1 protein-coding gene is annotated in these 2,758 nt (G+C 73.8%); it reads right to left on the minus strand.

The window, feature by feature from the left end; translation table 11 throughout:
• The coding region (locus ACWGDE_RS37975; protein ID WP_453393647.1) for a molybdopterin-dependent oxidoreductase at nucleotides 1-2,758 on the minus strand (2,758 nt) is incomplete at both ends.

The raw sequence follows: 2,758 nt of genomic DNA on the forward strand, positions 1-2,758 counted from the left end.
CGGTGTGGGTGGGGATGCAGAACACGCCGCCGGGGTTGGCGAGGTGGAGGCGGTCCCCGACCCGCAGCCGCTCGTGGACGAGGGTGGAGAACGCGCCGCCGGGGATGTGGCGCACGGCGAGGTGGTAGGCCGTGCGGCCGGCCTCGGTGGCGGGTCCGGTGAGGGAGTAGCTCCGGCCGTCCGCCGGGTCCTGGAGCGTGCCGTCGGGGTGTTCGGCACGGACGGTCAGGTGCTGGCCGGGTCGGTAGTCGGGCAGGGCGCCGCCGTCGCAGGGTTCCAGGCGCAGGCCGCGGATGCCGGGGCTCACGTCGGAGAGCTCGGTGACGGTGAAGGCGCGGGTACCGGTCCAGGCGCCGTCGGTGGGGGCGGGGCGGATCTCGCAGACGGAGGAGCGCAGGGGCGTGGAGCCGCTGAGCGGGTCGGTGAGGCTGTGGTCCACGAGGCGGTTGAAGTTGCTGCCGGTGGGACCGGTCGGGTCGGCGCCGGGGAGGGCGAGGTCGGGTGCGTCCTGCCACCAGCCGTACTCGCCGACCACGACGGAGGGGTGCAGGGAGTCGTCGAAGCGGGCGCGCAGGCGGACGGAGCCGAGGCGGGTGGTGAGTTCGACCCACTGGCCCTCGCTGATGCCGCGGGCGGCCGCGGTCTCGGGGTGGATGTCCACGGCGGGGTCGGTGGCGCGACGGCGCAGCGAGGTCAGGGACCGCTGCTGGCTGTGGACGAAGTAGCCGTGCTTGGCGCAGGTCAGGACGAGCGGGTACGCGGCTTCGGTGGGGGCGGGGTCGTGGTGTTCGGGCACGGGCGGGTAGCCGTGGTCCAGGAGGAGCTGGGAGTAGAGCTCCACGCGGCGGGTCGGGGTGTTGAAGCCGGCCACGACGTCCTGGATGGTCGGGTCCGGGCCGGTCGGGGGCTGGCCGGTCGGGGCCGCGTACTTGCGGTGGGCCAGTTCGCGGGGTACCCGTACTCCTCCGGGCCTGGCGCGGAGTTCGTCCACGGTGAGGCCGAGGGGTTCGAGCTGCCAGTTCCAGGCGGCCTCGATGTCCCCGTCGAAGAACTCCCCGCCCATGCCGAGCCGGCCCGCGAGGTCGAAGACGAACTCGGTGTCGCTGCGGGAGAGGCCCTGCGGCTCGACCATCCTGGGGCGGAGCTGCACGTGCTCCTGGGCGCGGTGGCTGATCTCGAAGCCGAAGCGCAGGGCTTCGTGCTCGTAGGCGCTGTTGACCGGGAGGACGATGTCGGCGCTGGTGCTGGTCGGGTTGTGGAAGAGGTCGAGGTGGACCTGGAACTCCAGCGTGCGCAGGGCGGCGGCCGTGCGGTCGGAGTCGGGCTGGGCGACGACGAGGTTGGAGCCGAATCCGATGAGGGCGCGGACCGGATAGGGGCGGCCGGTCTCGATGGCGGTGCACAGGTCGCCCGAGTTGATGTACCCGTACGCCGGCGGACCGAGGGGGTGCTTGTCGAGTCCGAGGGCCTTGGCGCGCTGTTCGGGGGCGAACTGGGCGAAGGAGGTCGCCGGGTTGTAGGGCGGGGCGGGGGCGACGTGGTTGCCGCCGGGGCTGTCGTAGGAGCCGGTCAGGGCGTAGAGCGTGGCCAGGGCGCGCTCGGTCTGGGTCGCGTTGGCGCTCTGGCCGACGCCGGTCCATCCGTAGGAGGTGACCGACGGGGCGGCCGCGATCTCGGCGGCGAGGGCGCGGATCTCCCGCTCGGGAATCCAGGTGGTGGCCGCGACCCGGTCCGGCGGCCAGGCCGCGCAGGCCCGGGCGTAGTGCTCGAAGGCGGGGGCGCAGTCGACGACCGACCCGTCACGGAGGGTGACCTGGCGGTGGCCGCGCAGGGCGAAGCGTTCGGGGCGGTGGGCGGCGCGGGCGGTGTCGTAGGCCTCGGGGCGGCCGGTCTCCTCGTCGAAGACGACGAAGCCCGCGGGGGGCTCGCCGGTGGCGGTGGCTTCGGAGGCGAGTCGGCCCGGCCCGTCGTGGTTCCCGGGCTCACCGAGGTCCGCGGCCCGCAGGAAGCACCCCGTGTCGGTGCGTACGAGCAGGGGCCCGTTGGTCCATGCGCGGACGAACGCCTCGTCGTAGCCCCCGCTCTCGATCAGGAGGTGGGCGAGGCCCAGCGCGAGCGCGGCGTCGGTACCGGGGCGTACGCGCAGCCAGTGGTCGGCGCGCAGCGCGCTGGTGGACCGGCGCGGGTCCACGACGGCCAGCTTCGTGCCCTTGGCCTGGGCGGCGGACAGCGCGGCGGACTGGGACAGCCAGGTCTTCGCGGGGTTGAAGCCCCACAGCAGCGCCAGGCCGGCGTTCGCGTAGTCGGGCGGCGGGATGGGCGCACCGAAGGTGAAGGCGTGCGCGAAGTCCTTGTGCCAGTTGCAGATCTCCGCGCTGTAGACCGTGTTCGGGCTGCCGAAGCGGCGTACGAAGCGTTCGATCCACTCGGTGGCGTCCGAGACCATCGTGCCCGAAGGGGTGGCCACGCCGAACGCGACGGCCTCGGGGCCGCTCTCCGCGGCGATCGCCCGCAGCTTCTCCGCGATCTCGGCCATGGCCTCGTCCCACGAGATGGCCACCCAGCCGGGATCGGGGTCCGTCTTGGGGTTCGTGCGGCGCAGGGGGGTGGTCAGGCGCCGGGTGCTGTGCGCGATCTCGGGCGCGGAACGGCCCTTGGGGCACATCGCCGCGCCGGTGGGATGGTCCGGGTCCGGGCGGACGCCGGTGAGGCGGCCGTCCTCGATGGTGTAGATCGCGCCGCAGCGCGATTTGCACAG

This window comes from Streptomyces sp. NPDC054956 (genome assembly GCF_053609185.1).